16 protein-coding genes and 1 pseudogene are annotated in these 16,320 nt (G+C 48.7%); 9 read left to right on the forward strand and 8 right to left on the reverse strand.

All coding sequences use genetic code 11. The features are described from left to right. Positions 1–133 precede the first annotated feature (133 nt). Positions 134–1,264, forward strand: coding sequence for an RNA polymerase sigma factor RpoD (gene rpoD / locus NC980_RS07560; protein WP_190378307.1), 1,131 nt, complete (start codon positions 134–136; stop codon positions 1,262–1,264). A gap of 50 nt (positions 1,265–1,314) precedes the next feature. Here rpoD and NC980_RS07565 read toward each other — a convergent pair whose 3' ends face one another. Beyond that, positions 1,315–1,803 carry a dihydrofolate reductase gene (locus tag NC980_RS07565; RefSeq protein WP_190378308.1) on the reverse strand — a complete coding sequence of 163 codons (489 nt, stop codon included), beginning with the start codon at positions 1,801–1,803 and terminating at the stop codon, positions 1,315–1,317. A gap of 211 nt (positions 1,804–2,014) precedes the next feature. Here NC980_RS07565 and pipX point away from each other — a divergent pair, with 211 nt between their 5' ends. The 7 genes and pseudogenes from pipX to NC980_RS07600 all read left to right on the forward strand — a co-directional run bounded on the left by pipX (position 2,015) and on the right by NC980_RS07600 (position 6,489). Continuing rightward, positions 2,015–2,284 carry a transcriptional coactivator PipX gene (gene pipX / locus NC980_RS07570; protein WP_190378309.1) on the forward strand — a complete coding sequence of 90 codons (270 nt, stop codon included), beginning with the start codon at positions 2,015–2,017 and terminating at the stop codon, positions 2,282–2,284. After that, complete coding sequence (locus tag NC980_RS07575) at positions 2,281–2,949, forward strand: YggS family pyridoxal phosphate-dependent enzyme (protein WP_190378310.1); 669 nt, start codon at positions 2,281–2,283, stop codon at positions 2,947–2,949. The genes pipX and NC980_RS07575 overlap by 4 nt, the downstream gene beginning before the upstream one ends. A gap of 629 nt (positions 2,950–3,578) precedes the next feature. Beyond that, positions 3,579–4,205, forward strand: coding sequence for a cell division protein SepF (locus NC980_RS07580; protein ID WP_190378311.1), 627 nt, complete (start codon positions 3,579–3,581; stop codon positions 4,203–4,205). 68 nt (positions 4,206–4,273) lie between these two features. Continuing rightward, on the forward strand, positions 4,274–5,071 hold the full coding sequence (gene proC, locus NC980_RS07585; RefSeq protein ID WP_199298647.1) for a pyrroline-5-carboxylate reductase: 798 nt from the start codon (positions 4,274–4,276) through the stop codon (positions 5,069–5,071). Positions 5,072–5,089: 18 nt separating this feature from the next. Further along, the gene (locus NC980_RS07590) at positions 5,090–5,572 is read left to right on the forward strand and encodes an SH3 domain-containing protein (RefSeq protein ID WP_190378312.1); all 483 of its coding nucleotides are present in this window, start codon (positions 5,090–5,092) and stop codon (positions 5,570–5,572) included. An 87-nt stretch (positions 5,573–5,659) separates the two neighbouring features. Continuing rightward, the gene (locus NC980_RS07595; RefSeq protein ID WP_190378313.1) at positions 5,660–6,226 is read left to right on the forward strand and encodes a hypothetical protein; all 567 of its coding nucleotides are present in this window, start codon (positions 5,660–5,662) and stop codon (positions 6,224–6,226) included. A 35-nt stretch (positions 6,227–6,261) separates the two neighbouring features. Then, positions 6,262–6,489 (forward strand): annotated as a pseudogene (locus NC980_RS07600) (hypothetical protein). A gap of 3 nt (positions 6,490–6,492) precedes the next feature. Here the strand turns inward: NC980_RS07600 and ruvX are convergent. The 4 genes from ruvX to NC980_RS07620 all read right to left on the reverse strand — a co-directional run bounded on the left by ruvX (position 6,493) and on the right by NC980_RS07620 (position 10,467). After that, on the reverse strand, positions 6,493–6,954 hold the full coding sequence (gene ruvX, locus NC980_RS07605; RefSeq protein WP_190378314.1) for a Holliday junction resolvase RuvX: 462 nt from the start codon (positions 6,952–6,954) through the stop codon (positions 6,493–6,495). A 2-nt stretch (positions 6,955–6,956) separates the two neighbouring features. Then, positions 6,957–8,210, reverse strand: coding sequence for a GNAT family N-acetyltransferase (locus NC980_RS07610; RefSeq protein WP_190378441.1), 1,254 nt, complete (start codon positions 8,208–8,210; stop codon positions 6,957–6,959). Between the two features lie 77 nt (positions 8,211–8,287). Next, positions 8,288–9,448, reverse strand: a complete 1,161-nt coding sequence (locus NC980_RS07615; protein ID WP_190378442.1) for a F420-0:Gamma-glutamyl ligase — start codon at positions 9,446–9,448, stop codon at positions 8,288–8,290. A 119-nt stretch (positions 9,449–9,567) separates the two neighbouring features. Then, the gene (locus NC980_RS07620) at positions 9,568–10,467 is read right to left on the reverse strand and encodes a site-specific DNA-methyltransferase (protein ID WP_242027099.1); all 900 of its coding nucleotides are present in this window, start codon (positions 10,465–10,467) and stop codon (positions 9,568–9,570) included. A gap of 123 nt (positions 10,468–10,590) precedes the next feature. On the opposite strand from NC980_RS07620, the gene NC980_RS07625 reads away from it, so the two are divergent. After that, positions 10,591–11,073, forward strand: a complete 483-nt coding sequence (locus NC980_RS07625) for a methylmalonic aciduria and homocystinuria type D protein (protein ID WP_190378316.1) — start codon at positions 10,591–10,593, stop codon at positions 11,071–11,073. Here NC980_RS07625 and NC980_RS07630 read toward each other — a convergent pair. From NC980_RS07630 to smc, 3 genes are all read right to left on the reverse strand, one after another. Then, positions 10,980–11,381 carry a hypothetical protein gene (locus tag NC980_RS07630; RefSeq protein WP_190378317.1) on the reverse strand — a complete coding sequence of 134 codons (402 nt, stop codon included), beginning with the start codon at positions 11,379–11,381 and terminating at the stop codon, positions 10,980–10,982. The two genes, NC980_RS07625 and NC980_RS07630, sit on opposite strands and share 94 nt — an antisense overlap. A 4-nt stretch (positions 11,382–11,385) precedes the next feature. After that, positions 11,386–12,477 (reverse strand): PRC-barrel domain-containing protein, encoded by a 1,092-nt coding sequence (locus tag NC980_RS07635; RefSeq protein ID WP_190378318.1) that lies wholly within the window; start codon positions 12,475–12,477, stop codon positions 11,386–11,388. Between the two features lie 99 nt (positions 12,478–12,576). Beyond that, positions 12,577–16,242 carry a chromosome segregation protein SMC gene (gene smc, locus NC980_RS07640; protein ID WP_190378319.1) on the reverse strand — a complete coding sequence of 1,222 codons (3,666 nt, stop codon included), beginning with the start codon at positions 16,240–16,242 and terminating at the stop codon, positions 12,577–12,579. Positions 16,243–16,320 lie beyond the last annotated feature (78 nt).

Below are 16,320 nucleotides of genomic sequence, written 5' to 3' on the forward strand. Positions count from 1 at the left end.
CAGTTGACGAACGAGAGCTTGCTTCCGCAAGCAACATCGCCTCTGGGTCAGCAAGACTGCATCGAACCACCAACATCTGTTTTCAGTGCTGGGACATTTTACTTCATTACTTAAGGAGCACGAGGAACGCGGCATGACCCAAGCCAAAGACTTACTTGTTGTAGAAGAGGCATTTGACCCTTCAGAAGCTCTAGAAATCGAGTTAGAACTCGATGACCTTGATGATCTTGACGATTCAGATCAAGGAGAGGATGACGAAGAGGGAAAACCCGTCAAGGGGCGTGCAACTCGTCGCCGGACTCAAGCCAAGAAGAAGCACTACACCGAAGATTCGATTCGGTTATATTTGCAAGAAATCGGCCGAATTCGCCTCCTCCGCGCCGACGAAGAAATTGAACTCGCCCGTAAGATTGCGGACTTGCTGGAATTAGAGCGCATTCGCTTCAAGTTAGCCGACAAGCTCGATCGCGAACCTTCAGATGCAGATTGGGCACAGGAAGTGAAAATGCCCCTGCCGCAGTTCCGTCATCGCCTGCATTTAGGTCGTCGCGCTAAAGATAAAATGGTGCAGTCGAATCTGAGATTAGTGGTGTCGATCGCGAAGAAATATATGAATCGCGGCTTGTCGTTCCAAGATTTGATTCAAGAAGGCAGCTTGGGTCTGATTCGGGCGGCAGAAAAGTTCGACCACGAAAAAGGCTACAAGTTCTCTACCTACGCGACCTGGTGGATTCGTCAGGCAATTACTCGCGCCATTGCAGACCAATCGAGAACCATCCGGCTTCCGGTTCACTTGTACGAAACCATTTCCCGCATCAAGAAGACAACGAAACTGTTGTCTCAGGAAATGGGACGCAAGCCGACTGAAGAAGAAATCGCAACTCGGATGGAAATGACGATCGAGAAGCTGCGCTTTATTGCCAAGTCTGCTCAGTTGCCGATTTCGCTAGAAACACCGATCGGTAAGGAAGAAGATTCTCGCTTAGGCGACTTCATCGAATCTGATGGTGAAACCCCAGAAGATCAAGTGTCTAAGAATCTGCTGCGTGAAGACCTCGAAGGCGTTTTGGCAACGCTCAGCCCACGCGAAAAAGATGTGCTGCGCTTGCGCTACGGCTTGGATGATGGTCGGATGAAAACGCTTGAAGAAATTGGACAAATCTTCAACGTGACCCGCGAACGCATTCGTCAAATCGAGGCGAAAGCTCTGCGGAAACTCCGTCACCCGAATCGCAACAGCGTTTTGAAAGAGTACATTCGCTAGGGTTTAACTGATTTCGACTATGAGCCGATCGCAATACTGCGATCGGTTTTTTATTGGGGCACAACGCGACGATAGGTTTCAAATCGATAGCCAGCTCTTGACTCCAAGTTGACTAATTCAAATTCATTTAGACGATCGCGCCACTCTAGGAAAAATACATCGCCCTCGTAGTTACCTTCTACGATCGTCAACTCCATACGATCCACAAGTTCCAATGCTTGACGGTAAATCGATGCGCCACCGATCACGAACAGCTTTTCTTCTGGTCGCTCGAGCGCATCAGAGAGCGATCGCACAAATTCGACATTCGGTAGCTCGGATTTCAGTGGTTGTGAGGAAACGATAACGTTAGTGCGTTGAGATAATGGGCGTTTTTGCAGATCAAATTCCCATGTTTTCCGTCCCATAATGACGGTATGATGCAGCGTGAGTTGCCGAAAGCGTTGGAGGTCTTCTGGGATCGACCAAGGCAATTTGCCGCAATTTCCAATGACTCCGTTTGTTTGGGCGATCGCAGCAATTAAAATAATCTCGGACATGATAGCAACTTATTTTGATGACAGGGTAAGCTGAGTCACTCAATTTATGCTGTAACTCTCGCGGTTGCAAAAACTCCCCAATCATACTTCGTGCAACTCACGGCTAAGACGGACATATTATTGCAATTAATGATTACAATTTCTGAATTCCTATTTCCTATTGATGTTGATGATTCCGAATTGCGCTTACTCTCTTGCTGATGGATGGTAGATGGATACTGAGAATTATTTGAACCACCCAACATTTGGGCTGCTGTTTCGGGTGTGTCTGGTTGAAGAACATCGGGAATTATTTAGTACGCTCTACGCGCAACGGTTATTTTTTGTCGTATCTCAAGGTGCAGACGGACTGGAATTTGAATCGATCGGACGCAGCGATGCAAGAGTAATGGTCGAAAATCGCATGAGAATGTTACGCCGATCGGGAATGTACAAGGAGTACGATCAGCTTCAGAAAGTTCACAAAAGCACATTTCAATGATCTCGTCTCTACAGAACCACATTGCCGAATTCCGCGCCAAAATTCCACCGCACATCCGGGTCATTGCCGTGACGAAAACGGTTTCCGTAGAGGCAATGCGAACTGCTTATGCCGCCGGAATTCGGGATTTTGGTGAAAATCGGGTTCAGGAAGCTGAGACTAAACGCGCAGAATTAAAAGATTTAACCGATGTAACGTGGCATCTGATCGGGCATTTGCAGAGTAACAAAGCAAAAATCGCGATCGACCTGTTTGATTGGATTCACTCGGTCGATAGCTTGAAGCTAGCGCAACGGCTAGATCGGCTTGCAGAAGCACAAGACCGCAAGCCGCAAATTTGCCTGCAAACTAAACTGATGAGCGATCCTAACAAATCAGGATTTTCAGTTTCAGAGCTTTGGGACGCGATCCCGCAGCTTGAGCAATTAAAGCACTTGCACATCCGGGGACTCATGGTGATCCCACCGTTTGATCTAGAGGCTGAGGCAACGATCGCGCTGTTTAGACAAGCTAGAGAACTTGCTGAAAAAATCCGAACTCACAGCCAGCTCAATCTCGATCAACTGTCGATGGGAATGTCGGGTGATTATGCTTCGGCAATTCAGGCGGGCGCAACGATGATTCGACCGGGACGAGTGCTGTTTGGAGCAAGACTGCAAAAATAATCGCAGAATTTCAGCAATAAGTGGTACTGTATGTACCACTTATCAGAAACGAATCGAAACCTTACTTCAGTGGTGCGCCTCTCATCTTGTAATAAAGATCACTTACGTATAGTGCTGAATGCGAAGAGGTCAGGGATAAAGACCCAGCTTTCAGCGTCGATCATGCCGTTTCTATTCTTTCAAAATATACGCCGGAATTCTATTGAATTAAGCTACTTTTTTGCGGTCAAATTTTCCCTATGTTTGAAAATGAGCTGCCTATCTCAATAGTTTGAATCAGTCAGAACAGTCTGCATCACCGAATTGCAACAAATTTAAAAAAAATCTCTAGATTTATGCTCCAACTTCTAAAACTACCGATACAATTGCAGCCGGGGACGAAAAACTCCAAAAGAAATATTCAAGTTCGATCGCTGGATGTATACTGATTTTTCAATTCATCATTTATGCGACAGTGTAGGAATTTCTCTAAGCTGTCAGCCCAAAAGATGGAATTTGCCTGACCCGCGAAACAGTCTAGCGGTGAATCGAGAACGATTTTCCACATCAGAGGTCGATCTACTACTCCTAATGATTTGACCGTACCTTTCCCAAGCAAACTCAATAACGATTCGGATGGAGCGTGAACAGTGAGTATTTTCAGTAAATTACGAGATTTCGTTGGACTCAATGAACCTGTCGAATACGAGTACGAATACGACGAGATGGACGGACAAGACTATCAGTCGCTCTATCAAGAAGAGAGCGCTCCGGCTCCAGTCGCAGCCACCGAAGAAGAAACTCGATCGCGTCGGGCAAATCGTTTTCGCGACAACTATGCTGCACGTGAGCGTGACCGGAGTGTTGGAATTGCAAGTGAAACCACTGGTGTAGGAGCCGCTATGAATAATGTGATTGGAATGCCTGGAGCAGCAAACGGAATTTCGGAAGTCGTGGTGGTTGAACCCCGCACGTTTGAAGAAATGCCTCAAGTGATTCAAGCATTGCGTGAGCGTAAATCAGTGGTGCTGAATCTGACGATTATGGATCCGGATCAAGCTCAACGCGCTGTAGATTTCGTGGCAGGCGGTACTTATGCGATCGACGGTCATCAAGAGCGCATCGGTGAAAGCATTTTCTTGTTCACGCCAAGCTGTGTTCAAGTCAGCACCCAAGCAGGCGTGATCAATGAATTGCCACAAGCTGCTCCTGCTCGTCCCCGCGCCTCCGCTCCGACACCCGTTTGGGGCACAGAACCGAGAGCAGTACAAGGTTAGAGAAATAGTCAAGGGTGAAAGATAGTTTGATCTCGAACCCTTTAATCTCTTTATCTGAGGTTAATAGATTGTCTAAACAATTTGGCATGATAGGCGGCGGGATGATGGGAGAGGCTCTCTTGTCCCGCCTTATTGCTCAGAACGTGTTTGATTCTGCTGCGATCGTCGTGAGCGAGCCGAATCGATCGCGCCAGGAATTTTTAGCGCAGCAATATCACGTTCAAGTGACCGAGCAAAATCGACAAGCGGCAGATTGCGAGATTGTTTTACTCGCGATTAAGCCGCAGATATTTCCGCAGGTTGCAGAGGAATTAGCAAATCAACAGGTTTCTGCCCTGGTCATTTCAATTTTGGCAGGAACGACGATCGCGCAGCTTGAAGCGGCATTTCCCAACGCGCTCGTCATTCGAGCGATGCCTAATACGCCTGCAGCCGTTGGAGCTGGAATTACCGCGATCGCCTCAGGTCAGCGGGTTGAGCCACATCACATTGAACAAGCGAAACAGATTCTCAGCACGGTCGGAGAAGTGGTTGAAGTGCCCGAATCGATGTTAGATGCAGTGACAGGTTTATCCGGCTCAGGGCCGGGATATCTTGCGATCGTGATCGAAGCCTTAGCCGATGGCGGAGTTGCAGCGGGACTGCCAAGAGTGATCGCGCTCAAGTTAGCCATTCAAACGGTGCGGGGAACGGCTCAACTGCTGCAAGAGTCGAATCTCCATCCGGGGGAACTGAAAGACCGTGTAACCAGTCCTGGAGGCACGACGATCGCTGGAATTGCAGAACTCGAAAAAGCAGGAGTGCGATCGGCATTTATCGAAGCGGTAAAAGCAGCAGTAACTCGATCCAAGCAACTGGGCCAATAACTCCAAACCTCAAATCAAATGCTAAAATCTGGACGATCTTCTTCGCGGGCGATTTCTATACGGTGGTCTTCAGTCCTCAAATTCTTTCTGGGCGTGTTCTTCGCGATCGCACTTCTTGCGGTTGGTAGTTTGGTTGCCGCAAGAGTCATGATGGCACGCCTTTCTGTCATGCCGCCCAAGCCCACGTTCCCAAATGATACCCCTACCAAAAAGCCTGCGACGAAGCCCGCTGCAAAACCTGCCGCGGAGAAATCGAGTAACCCTGATACTGCTGCAAAACCGCTTCCAGCAGGGGCATTTCCAGCACGGGTGACGCAATCGATCGGGCTTGTGGTGCGGGATGCGCCAGGAGGGGAAGGAGGCTCGATCGCTGGTGTCGATTTCAATGAGCGTGTCACAGTTCTTGAAACAAATGCTGATAAGACCTGGCAGAAGATCCGTTTAAGTAGCGGTCAGGAAGGCTGGGTTCGGGCTGGAAACGTAGAACAAGTGAGTCAATAGCTTGAGAGAATCTAGACGAGATAGAAATGACCTCAGAGAAGCTTTCACTACTGCGGTTGAATTTGTTGTAAGACTATTTGTAAGACTATGGAGATATTCAAACTTAGTGGAGCAGAAATTATTTCACAAGTTGATGTGACAGTTCAAAATTTTTGGGCATGGGCTTACTCCGATATTCTGTCTAATCGGAATCGTTCTATATTTGCTGAGTTTTTAGTTGCGGCTGCGTTGGGTTTGACCCATCAGCCTAGAATTGAGTGGGATGCAGTTGATTTACGATACTGTGGCAGGAAGATTGAAGTTAAGTCATCAGCCTACATCCAAAGCTGGCAACAAAAGAAGCCGTCATTACTTAAATTTGATATTGCTAAAAAAAGAGGCTGGGATGCTGAAGTAAACGTGACGGCTGAAGAAGAAAGCCGAGGCTCCGATTGCTATGTCTTTTGTATCTATGCAGAACAGAATGTTAACGTTCTTGATTTAGAAAAGTGGTTATTCATTGTCGTTGCGACAGAAGAAATCAATGAAGTTTTTGGTGAACAGAAAAGTATCTCATTTACTCGATTGCAGCGAGTTGGTCAGCCTATCAAATACGACAGATTGAAATACGCAGTAGATTCAGTTTTGAGCATGACGGGCGCGAGCGCCAAGTAGAATGAAGCTAATAAACGATTACGCCTGAGCAATCTATGTCTGCTACTATCACCACAATCGTAAAAATGATCGAATCTTTCCCAGATGACTTGTAAGAAAAAGTTGTAGAACATCTTCGGGGCTACATTGCTGATCTAGAAGATGAAAAGCGCTGGAATGCCTCGTTCAAGGGGACGCAGAATAACTTATTGATAGCAGCACGAAAGGCAAAACAAGAAATTTCAGAAGGTCGCTCAAAGCTAATGAACTATGAGCAGCTATGAAGTCTACTCTTGATTAGAACTTGCGAGACGATAGAAATCGCGCTTCGCCCTCCGTTCATCCAGCCATTGCTGAAGAATAATTGCGGCGGCTTTGCGATCAATCAATCCTTTATTATGCTGAAGCGAAATTCCTGCCGCGATCATTGATTGTTCCGCTTGAAAGCTGGTCAATCGCTCATCCACGTACTCGATCGACAACGATAACGCCTTTGAAATCGTTTCTCCGAATTTTTGGATATGCTGAGCTTGCTTGCCGATCGAGCCATCCATCGAGTAGGGCATCCCAACTACGAGAATTTCGACATCGCGATCGCGCACAATTTGACGCAAGGCTTCGATCGTCTGCGGATAAGATTTACGAACGATCGTGGTGAGCCCGGTCGCGATTAGCCCTGTACCATCGCAACCTGCAACCCCAATTCGCCTCTGCCCCACATCTAATCCGAGTGCCGCAACTCTCTCCATCTTTAGCAGCAGGGATCTTCGCGATGCGGTTCTTGGGATGCAGCTTTCATCAGTTCTTGCACGCTTTTCGGCGTGGATTTATCTGCTTCTTGAGCCTTCTCCGGTGCCGGAAGCTTAACCGATTTCAGCATTGAAATGCGTCCAGGTACAGGTTTACGGCTGGGCTGAAGATTCTGAAGCATCTCTGCGAGTTGCAGTCCTTCGGCGATCGACTTCGTTTCTCGAACCTTGTGCCACACCGATCGCGACATCAGCAGGGTATGCCCAATTCGCTCGGCTCCAATGCTGTCTAAATATTCCTCGCGTTCCGGTTGATAGTCGGGCGATGCCATTTGCAAAGATTGAGCAGGGAGATCCTGCATAATCCGCGCCATTTGCGCCATCAGTTCGGGGTAAAGCCAAGTGTAAGCTGGATTTACCGTTAGATGAGCGATATGCGGCTGCGAACCATCGCGACACAGATGTAGTTGAAAATAACCGATCGCTGCTTTACGCTGCGGCTCAAACACATAGCCGCCCACCACTTCAGTCCGTGTAAAGACTTGCTTTGCCCATTCGACCAGGCTACCGAAAACGCTAACTTTGAAATCTTGAACATGGCGATCGAAGACCTGACGCACCAAAGGCGGCATCGCCATCGTATCAAGCTGATAGAGCAGTTGGGCATCTGCGTTACTGACCGGAAGCAGATTCGGTAGATCCGGCTCTCGTTCTGCCAGTTCTTCTAGCTGTTCTGGTGAAATCGACCAATAGGTCATGTTTGCTAACGGCTGAAATCCATTATGACGATATAGATCTAGCGCTGCTTTGTCATTGACATCGATTTCAAGCACCCAAGTCCGAGCTTGCCAAATCCGCTCTAGACAGAAGCGAATCAGCAGAGAACCGATATCTACTTGCGTCATCACTTGAGCTTCCGCACCTTCCGACTCAACGATCGCAGGCGCAACCACGACGCGATCAACGCGCCAAGTGCTGCGAGTCCGGTTGAACGGAGAAACCTGAATCATGCCTTGAATCCGCTGATTTAGCTCTGCAACATGAACACAGGGCAAGTTTTGCAGCGGATTCGGAAACAGACTGAGGAGCTTCATCACCCCATACCAGTTGCGAATTGAGACGCTTTTTTCACGAACAGCAGAGCAGTGCGGCAATTCATGTTCCGGTGATTGCTGCGTCAGTTGGTCGATCGCATCAAGATCCCGATATTGCACGGGACGAATCAGGGCATTAGCAGTCTGAGGAAGTCGAGGCATAAGAAAGGAAGGCAGCAGTTCAACCCCAGAGTAAGAATTGGACATCGGTTTTGGGTACAGCCTTAAGGGGTATTCGTTTAAGGTTGATTCACCGATTGCAGCCCAATGGCGGATCGTTTTTCAGCGGCATCAATTGGGCGAATCAGCACCACAGGGGTCTGCTCGTTAGCGTTGCCTGCGGGATTATCGATCAGTGCCTGCTTGAGCAAAGGCATCGATATATCAGATGACGCTGCCAATATTTTAACTGCTTTCAAATCGTTGACATCAACAATTGCCGCAGATAATCCAGTTTCTCGCTGAATTCTGTCCACAATTTCTTGCGATTTATCTGGGCCTAAAACGATAAATTGATCGTAAGGCGGAATTGTTCCAGTTACATCGTCAATTAGTCGGGCTTGCTCACCTGCCAAGCGATAGAACATCCCCTTGACCCCGAATAGTTTCGCGATCGAGCCGATAATAAACGCAGCCAGCACCCGTGGCGCTCCCTCAATGTCGATTAAAGTTTGCATACCGCAAGCTGTCGCTAGGCTCGATGTGGGGAAGAACATATAGCAGAGCCGAGTTGCCAACCAGCCGGGTTTCACTTCACGCGGATCGCGGAATCGTCCTTGCATAATTGCGAGTGGGGATTCACCGATCGTCACGATATCGCCGGGTTGAGCGTGAGGCATGACGTAGCGCTTAACGACGCTGACCGGATCATCCAGGTGAGTGAGCAGGTGAGTTTTAATTGGTAGGACATCAGCATGGGTTGCAGGTCGCCAGCGTTTTGATTCCTCGGCTGAAGGGAATTTAAGCGGCACGATCACATGCCGAACTTTGGGAATCCAGCCTTGAGAGCCGTAATAGACATAATGCAGTTGAATCCAGGCAACTTTGAGGTCGCGCAGATCTTCGCCTTCGATTTCGATCACGGCTTCGATCGGATCACGCGCTCCCAGCTTAACGACACGCCCTTCCCAGTAGCCATCCTCGCGGACTTCTGCATCTTTGAATCGGGGAATGATGCGCGTTTTGACCTTGATCCCGTCAAGACTTCCAGAAGACAGCAGTTTAACCTCTGCATCAATGCGCGGGGTCATCACCTCTAATCGGCGGGCAAGATTTTGTAGCTCTAGCTGTCCGACTAAAACGTATCGCTGAGGCTCATAAACTGCCAGCTCCCACTTGCCCAAACTCAGATCGAGTGTGCGGGTGGGTCGCTGCCTGTACTGAACTTCAAGCGCCAACATCACCAACAGAATAAATCCGACGATGCTACCGAGAATGCCGATGACTATGCTCACAAAAACTCCTTGTGTCGTTGCCTGAAAAAGATATACGGCAGTTGTACGATCGTCAACTGAATTTTTCAAAATGTTTGGCGAATTTTTGTGCGGCGTTCTTCGCGCTCGCGATCGTGCCAGAACCAGTCTTCGTCGCTGCGGTGTTCGGCAGATTCGATCCGCTCGACTGCCCAGGTGAGATATTCGGCTGAGCGATCGCAGCCGAGCCAGTTGCGTCCGAGTTGTTCCGCGACAACGGCGGTTGTGCCAGAGCCGATAAAGGGATCGAGAATGCGATCGCCTCTTTGGGAAGAAGCGAGAACGAATTTTCGCACCAGTTCTTCGGGTTTTTGGGTGGGATGCGGCGTTTTTTCGTTCATTCCGTTGCAGGTGGTCGGGATTTCAATTACATCTCGCGGTTTTGCGCCTTTTGGGTGCGGATGCCAGAGTTTTGTGTCGTTTTTGCCGCGATCGCTGTATCGACTGGTAGATGCTTGCGGATGTTCGGGATATTTCAGCGTATGTTCGTTGTAACGGGTGCGAATGTTTTCAGCTGTAAGCGTGAATTTCTTCGTTTTACGAAAATGCAAAATACTTTCGTGCGATCGACCCCAATCATTTGAAAGATTGGCTTTGTTTTTGTAGTGCCAAACCAGCCAGCGGCACCCTTGAAAAAATTGTGAAGCCGGCAGTCTTAGATCTGCCAAAATCTCAGAAAAGCCGCAGATATAAAACGTTCCAGTGGGCTTTAGAATTCGTGCAGCTTGTTCGATCCACTGCACCGACCATTCAACATACGATCGTTGAGATTCAAAGCTGTCCCATTCTGCTTTTTTCAAGTTGTAGGGAGGATCGGAAAACACTAAATCAATTGACTCAGAAGGGAGTGATTTCAGCCATTCCACCGCATCTCCAAGCCAAAGCTGACCGTTATCATGATCGTAGAAAAGGTTAGGAGAAGAAGTTTTTTGATCTGAATTGATCATGATTCGATCGAGCGAATTAAGATGATCAATAGCTGAGTCAAATTGCTGCATCTCTCACTCAAAATTTTTCACTTAAAATTGGTGCATTAGCACTATATCCGATCGTTTCCTTCTTTTTGCTAAATGATGCAATATTCTGTCCATCCACCAAGCGAGTTTATCTGTCAGCATTCCGAGAAATTACTTCCAGAATGGTCTACCCCAGTTCGCTCGATCGTGGTGGTTTTGCAGCCTTCTGATCGAGAATTAACCGAGCGGTGTTGGGAAACTGATTTGCAAAAACAAATTTTGCGATCGCAGTTTCTTGAATTTGGATTCAAGGTGGCAGAATTGCTGCGTCAACGCGGATATTTAGCGGAATTGTTCGACCCTAAAACAGGATTACCGATTTTGTCGAAAGCGGGATCTTTACGGCTCGACGACGTGGCAGTAGTGCGATCGACCTTGGGATATGGGATCACACCTGCGGGAAATTGTTTCACAATTGTGCATCCGCGCTGGGGAAGTGCGGTTTATCCTTCAATTTTGATGTCTTCAGCAGATTTGTCTTCTGTTGAAGCGGCAGTCGCAGGTTTACGGGAATGCCACCATTCTTTCAGGGGTTGAGGCAGTTTGACCCAGTACAACGTCAGCACGATCGGCTCGTGCGCCTCACGCCCGACGATTTCAACGTTGTAAGACGGGCTATTTCGAGAAGCCAAATCGACAATAAACCTCCGTCCGATGCGTCGCCAGCTTGGTTCCTTGCCGCGCCATTCGATCCGGCAGCAAGGATAGGGGAGTTGTTCTCGATCGAATAAGCGACAGCAAGACCCAATCACGCGATACGTGAAGTGACCACCGGGACTAGAGAAAATATGCCCATGAGCAAACGGATGGGACATCGCGGGTAAGTTTGGTTCATGGGCGGACATATATCTAGTAGCCTTCCTCCTCGTATTCGGGCTGTTTTTGCTTCGGCTTATCTGGAATCTTCAGTTCTTGCAGGGGTTGAGGAGGAATATCTTCTTCTGGCGCGTCTGCCCAAGGATCTTCATCGAGATTTCCTGGCTCAAAGCTTTCTGGCGATGCAGATGCCTCAGATCCTACTTCCTCAAACTCTACTGCGATCGCGTCATCTTCTTCATCGACATAGGTATTGTCATACGCTTCGTCATCGTATTCAGGCTCGTCGTTGCGCGTCGAGAGTCCCCAATTCGTGTCGTCGCTATCCTCCCAGTTCTCTTTTTCATCGTCGTCATAGACCGAAGACGGCGGATAAATTTCGGCTTCGCGATATTGCTGACGCGGAGGTTCTTGTTCTCGGCGCAGTGGAATCGGCTCGCGCTCCCATTCGTCAGTTTCCCAGGTTTCCTCAACTTGCACGATCGGTTCTTGAATGCGCGGACGCACATCGACCTGCGTGGGTTGACCCGACGGAAGCTGATTTTCCGGGCGAGCGGGGGCAAGGTATTGGTCTTGTTCGCGCTCCCACGGGGCTTTGCCGATGCCAAGCCGCTCTAGAACACCCACGCTGAGCTGGGTCATACGGTCTTCGGAACCTTCGATTACGATTAATCGATCAGGCCCGCTACTCACAATTTCGGTGATCGGTAATTCGTAGGTGCTCACCACTTGATCGGGAATGAGGGGAAGCCCGATCGACGCAATGACCAAATTATCCAGCTTGCCTGTATCGATGTTGAATCGGAAGCCGCGCACTTTTCCGAGTAATTCCCCAGTTTCGGTGATGACTTCGTAGCCGATCAGATTGCTGTATCCTTCGAGATCGACATCTTCAACCACGTCTTCGTCATCCACCAGGATGACATCTCCGATTTGGCGAATGCTGGAAAGCATCATTGGTTGAGCGGTGCCATACAACAGATTCGGACGCAAACTAAGGGCAACAACTTCTTGCGCGTCAATATCGACCCAAAGCTGACTCACCACGCCGAGTCTTTTGCCCGTACTGCGTGTAATCACCTGAGTTCCAAGAAGGTCGGAGCGTTGGCGAAATTCTTCTGTCATTGAGTGCCGAATCCTGTTGCTTACACTTTTTTCTAATTATCAAACCATATCAAGGATCGATCGATACGGAATTCCGAACGCAATTTGGGTTAGCGCACTCTAAACGCTTTGAGGCAGCTTGATTCCCAGAACTTGGGTAAAGGCTCCTCGCGCCTGAGTGACCCCGATCGTGCGTTGGGCAGATTCGATCATCGGACGACGCAAGCTCACCACAATAAATTGCGCTTGTTGGGCTTGCTGCTTGATCATTTTAGCTAATCGCTCCACGTTTGCCCCATCTAGGAACATATCAACTTCGTCAAAAGCGTAGAACGGCGATGGGCGGTAGCGCTGTAGGGCGAAAATAAAGCTGAGTGCGGTGAGAGATTTTTCTCCTCCCGACATGGAAGCCAACCGCTGAACGGGCTTGCCTTTTGGGTGAGCGATCAGATTTAAGCCGCCGTTAAAGGGATCGTTGGGATCTTCGAGTTGGAGTCGTCCGTCGCCATCGGACAAGGTGGCAAAGATCTTTTGAAAGTTGATGTCTACGGCTTCGTATGCCTCCATAAAGGCGCGCTGTCTGAGCGTGGTGAAGTTTTCAATTCGCAGCAGCAGTTCGGTGCGTTCTTCTTGAAGCGTTTCGAGTTTTTCGGTGAGTTCATCAAGGCGGGCTTGGGTGCGATCGTATTCCTCTAATGCCAGCATATTCACAGGTTCCATCGCCTGTAAGCGCTTCTGCATTGAGCGAATTTCGTGCTGAAGTTGTCCCAGATCACGAGTAACGGTTTCAGGGACTTCGGGAATCGGGTCGGGAAGTTCTGCGCTTTGAACCGAAAGCTGTGCTTGTTCGGTCAGCAGTTGCTCCCGCCGCGCTTGAATGGTTTCGTGAGTTTTATCACGCTGCCATCCGTGTTGCTGCTGGCGGTTTTGAAGGTCGCGCAGTTGTCGATCGACCGCGTCGCGCTGATGTCTTGCTTCACCCAGCGTTTTATCGAGTTCAGCCAGTGCGTTTTTCAATTCAGTGATTTGACTCTGAACGGCGGTCTGTTGCGTGGTGTTTTCAGATTGTTGTTGTAATAAAAGCGTTTGCTGCGATCGCGCTTCCTGGATGCGAAGTTGTCCTTGCTCGATTTTTTCTTGTAGTCGTTGGAGGCGAGTTTCGAGATCTTGCGATCGTTGCTCGATGGCTCTCAGGGCGAGTTCCTTGTCGTTTAGGGCAGACTCGAGCGATCGTAGCGCTGCCTGAATGTGTTGCCATTCGCTATGCGTTTGGGATTGTTCAAGGTCAGCGAGAGAAGTTCGGAGTCGATCGAGTTGCGCTTCTTGAGTTGGAACTTCGGTATCTAGGACTTTTAAGCGAACCTGAGCCGTGGAAAGCTCCTGCTGATTCTTTTCAAGAGCGCGAGTGAATTGGATTTGCTCAGATTCAAGCCGTTTCAGTTCCTTTTGTACCTGTTCTCGTTTGAGTTCTAATTCTCGGTGTTGTTGACGCGCTTCGTTGAGAGCCTTGGTCTGGTCTTTTTGGGCGATCGTCGCTTTTGCGATCGCGCCTTCGCAATGTCCCAAAATTTGGTCAATTTCCTGCAACCTGCGGCGGAGGCCTGCAAGTTCGGGCGATTCTGCCGCGTGACCTGTGCCAAATCTGAGCGACGATCGATGTCCGCTACTTCCCCCGGTCATTGCGCCACTTGCTTCTAGCAATTCTCCATCAAGCGTGACGATCCGATATTGCCCTAAATGCCGTCGTGCATCGCCTAAAGTTTCAAATACAACCGTTGTCCCGAACACATAAGCAAACACATCGTAGTAGCGCTCTTCAAACTCGATCAGATTAATCGCATAACCGATACAACCTTGCATCGATCGCATCGTTGCCCGATTGGGAATGTGTGGCGGGTTGAGTTTGTTGAGCGGGAGAAATGTGGCACGTCCAGCGCGGCGTTGTTTGAGAATGTCGATCGCAGCCGCCGCGATCGCGTCATCTTCGACCACGATATTTGCTAATCTCGCGCCGGCTGCGGTTTCTAAAGCAAGCTGATATCGCGGATCAACCTGTCCCAACTCTGCGACTAACCCACAAATGCCCGTCAATCCCATTTTCAGAATGACTTGTGAGGCTTGGGTTCCTTGTGCTTCTTGTACCGCTTGCGTTTGCGCTTCTAGTTTGTCTAACTTGCGTTGCTTGTCGCGTTGTTCTTCAAGGAGTCGTGATTGAGTTTGCTGTTGAATTTGTAATTCCTGTTCAACTGATGAAAGCGATGCTGCTAGTGATTGAACTTGAGTCATTGCAGCACTTAATTGCTGTGATAACTCGCCTTCTTCAATTTGCTGTTCGTTGAGTTGAGCGGTAGTTGTTCTGAGTGATTCGGTTTGGTCTTGAACTTGTCGATCGAGTTGATTAATCTTCTCTCCTAGTGCAGCTTGTTCAGTACGCTGAGGCTCCAATGATTTAATCAGTGTTTCAATGTGATGGTGTAACTGCGTTTGTTCCTGCACCCAAGCATCCGCATTTGCAGCAGAAGCATTCGCTTCATCGCGTTTACGATCGAGCAATTCCCGCGCCTGATCACGCTGCTGTTTTGCCTGAATTAGCTCTTGCGTGTCGATCGATTGTTTCTCGCGAGTTAAAGCGGTTGACGTTTGAATATTTTCTTGTAGATCCTGCTGCAATTTCGCTAAGTTCTCACTCAGTTCTCGACTAGCTTTCTGTAAGTCTTGCTGTTGACGCTCTAATTGCCGCAATTCAGCTTCGCGGGTGGCTAAAGTGGATTGCACTGCGATCAATTCTTCTTCACCGAGCGATCGCACATGAGCATTGAGTGCTTCTAACTCAACCGTCTTTTCATTCATTTGCAGATCGATCGCAGCAATTTGCTCGGTTAAATCTGCAATTTCTTTTTCACCCGCTTGAATCTGTTCCTGCAATTTGCGAACGCCTTGAGCCGCCTGCTCGTAGCGAATCACAGTTTCCCATTGTTCTTTGGCTTGCAGTTCAGATCGCAGTTTTTTGTATTTCTCAGCTTTGATTCGATCTTGCGCTAAGCGATCGCGCTGCTCGATTAATTCACGTTCAACAATGTGGAATTTATCTTCCTGATCCTTAACGGCATCGAGCTTATCTTTGGCTTGATTAATCTTGCGATCAAACGATGCAACTCCCGCCAATTCATCGATAATCTCACGCCGCTCTCGACCATTCATCGAGATGATTCGCGTGACATCCCCTTGAAGTACAACGTTGTATCCTTCCGGATAGATCCGCATCCGTTCTAACTGTTCATGTAGCTCTGTTAGTGTGCATGGTTCACCATTGATGTAATAGTTTGATGTATAGGTTCCCTGCTGCGTTACACGAAGCTTACGAGTGACGCTCCATTCTGCATTAATCGAGCCATTGCCATTGCCATTCAATTCATAAACGGTATCCGGTTGATGTCCATTCTCGCGATGTGGCTCATTCAGCGAAACATCCGCGTTTTCTTCATTCGGATTGCTTAATGCCTGAAACAAATCCAGCTCATCCGACAAATCAAACACCGTAGTTACGGCAGCTTCAACGGTCGATCGACCTTTCGATGCCTGCGTATGATTCACTAAATCCGGCAAGCGCTCCGCCCGCATTCCTTTCGAGCCAGCAAGACCGAGACAAAACAACAGAGCATCGAGCAGATTCGATTTTCCTGACCCGTTTGGTCCTGAAATCACAGTAAATCCCGGCAGCAACGGAATCGGCGTTGTGCCGCCAAAGGATTTGAAGTTAGTCAGTTCAACGCGCTTGACGTACACAGGGGTTGAGTAAAAATCAGTGTTTAGTGTAGCCCGGAATCCGACAATTAAACGAGAATCATCGGATTTCTATCATAG

The sequence above is a fragment of the Leptolyngbya sp. AS-A5 genome (assembly GCF_039962495.1).
Lineage (GTDB): Bacteria > Cyanobacteriota > Cyanobacteriia > Leptolyngbyales > Leptolyngbyaceae > Leptolyngbya.

Bases quoted from the DNA above. Each gene is read 5' to 3' on its own strand.
- NC980_RS07565 (WP_190378308.1), bottom strand. From the start codon at position 1,803: ATGTCCGAGATTATTTTAATTGCTGCGATCGCCCAAACAAACGGAGTC.
- NC980_RS07590 (WP_190378312.1), top strand. From the start codon at position 5,090: ATGCTAAAATCTGGACGATCTTCTTCGCGGGCGATTTCTATACGGTGG.
- pipX (WP_190378309.1), top strand. From the start codon at position 2,015: ATGGATACTGAGAATTATTTGAACCACCCAACATTTGGGCTGCTGTTT.
- rpoD (WP_190378307.1), top strand. From the start codon at position 134: ATGACCCAAGCCAAAGACTTACTTGTTGTAGAAGAGGCATTTGACCCT.
- NC980_RS07575 (WP_190378310.1), top strand. From the start codon at position 2,281: ATGATCTCGTCTCTACAGAACCACATTGCCGAATTCCGCGCCAAAATT.
- ruvX (WP_190378314.1), bottom strand. From the start codon at position 6,954: ATGGAGAGAGTTGCGGCACTCGGATTAGATGTGGGGCAGAGGCGAATT.
- NC980_RS07630 (WP_190378317.1), bottom strand. From the start codon at position 11,381: ATGTCCGCCCATGAACCAAACTTACCCGCGATGTCCCATCCGTTTGCT.
- NC980_RS07625 (WP_190378316.1), top strand. From the start codon at position 10,591: ATGATGCAATATTCTGTCCATCCACCAAGCGAGTTTATCTGTCAGCAT.
- NC980_RS07595 (WP_190378313.1), top strand. From the start codon at position 5,660: ATGGAGATATTCAAACTTAGTGGAGCAGAAATTATTTCACAAGTTGAT.
- NC980_RS07620 (WP_242027099.1), bottom strand. From the start codon at position 10,467: ATGATCAATTCAGATCAAAAAACTTCTTCTCCTAACCTTTTCTACGAT.
- NC980_RS07635 (WP_190378318.1), bottom strand. From the start codon at position 12,477: ATGACAGAAGAATTTCGCCAACGCTCCGACCTTCTTGGAACTCAGGTG.
- NC980_RS07610 (WP_190378441.1), bottom strand. From the start codon at position 8,210: ATGCCTCGACTTCCTCAGACTGCTAATGCCCTGATTCGTCCCGTGCAA.
- NC980_RS07615 (WP_190378442.1), bottom strand. From the start codon at position 9,448: ATGTTGGCGCTTGAAGTTCAGTACAGGCAGCGACCCACCCGCACACTC.